Genomic DNA, 1,104 nt, shown 5'->3' on the forward strand with positions numbered 1-1,104 from the left:
TCTTTGACAGTCTTTGAAGAAAGGTTTTAGCTAAATCTTTCCTTCCTTCTATGAGGGGGTGAAGCGTATTAAACATAGAGAAGAGGAACTCTTTGGTTTCCCATCTAAAAGTTAAAAAGTTAAATAATGATTCTCTATTGCCTTGAAGGAGTCTAAGGGCTTTTAGTAAGATGTCTCTTCTCTTCAGGTAAGATAGATCTTTAATGCCTTAGAGGGTCTTGGAGATGAAGAGAACGATTCTTACTGAAGGAGATAGAGATTTTAAGCTTGATAGATTATCTTTCAGTTTCGCCTCTATCTTAAGCTTCTTAGCTTCCTGGATCAGGGGCCAGGGAGTGGTTAAAGGATCTATCTTAAGGTTAAGGTGCTTAATCAGTCTTTGTAGGGTGTTACCCCTTATATGTTTTACTTTGCCCTTTAAGATGTTGGTCAGCTTGCTTCGGGAAATACCCGAAACTCTGGAAGCATTAGAAAGAGAAAGGATATGTTTTTTCAGGTAGGTTCTTAAATCATTGCTATTCTCATAGAAGGAGGTTTCCAGATTAAGATTTAAGGTCTTACAGGTTTGAAACATTTTTAGATAGCACTCTTTAAAGTTTCTCTTTTGGCTTCTGGATAATTTCTTATCTAAGAAGTTTAGAATTATTGCAGTATCGCAGAGCTGTAAATCCTGGGTTATTCTCTGTATCTCCCAGAGGGTATGGATAACTTCCAGGTGGTTCTCTACATCTTCCCTATAGTAGCCTAAATAGTAGGAAGCCTTCTTAGCTAAGGATAGAGCATAAACAGGGTCTTCTTCCTTTAAATACCAGGCTAAATCATTTAAGCTGTTTAATATACCCGTAGGATGAGGGATACTTAAAGCCATTTCTAAAGCTTCAAGGTAGAGAGGAAGGGCTTCCGGAAGAAGGTTCTTCTTTACCTCTTCCCTGGCTCTACCCAGAAGGATAAAGACCCAGGTGGCTTTATCCAACTGGTAATACCTGCTATAGAAGCGAGGTTTAGGAAGACCTAAATCCTCAGGGGATAGAGCATGATTCTTGATATCTTCTCTCCCATTTGTAGCGCAAGCCTTGCAGGAAGTATTTCCAGGGTTGAGATAAA

At 39.1% G+C, this 1,104-nt stretch carries 1 protein-coding gene; it reads right to left on the reverse strand.

What is annotated here, in order from left to right:
* Positions 1-208: 208 nt before the first annotated feature.
* The gene (locus HW443_RS11620; protein ID WP_176238264.1) at positions 209-973 is read right to left on the reverse strand and encodes a helix-turn-helix domain-containing protein; all 765 of its coding nucleotides are present in this window, start codon (positions 971-973) and stop codon (positions 209-211) included.
* Positions 974-1,104: the final 131 nt, after the last annotated feature.

The sequence above is a fragment of the Candidatus Hakubella thermalkaliphila genome (assembly GCF_013281975.1).
GTDB classification, from domain to species: Bacteria; Actinomycetota; Humimicrobiia; order Hakubellales; family Hakubellaceae; genus Hakubella; species Hakubella thermalkaliphila.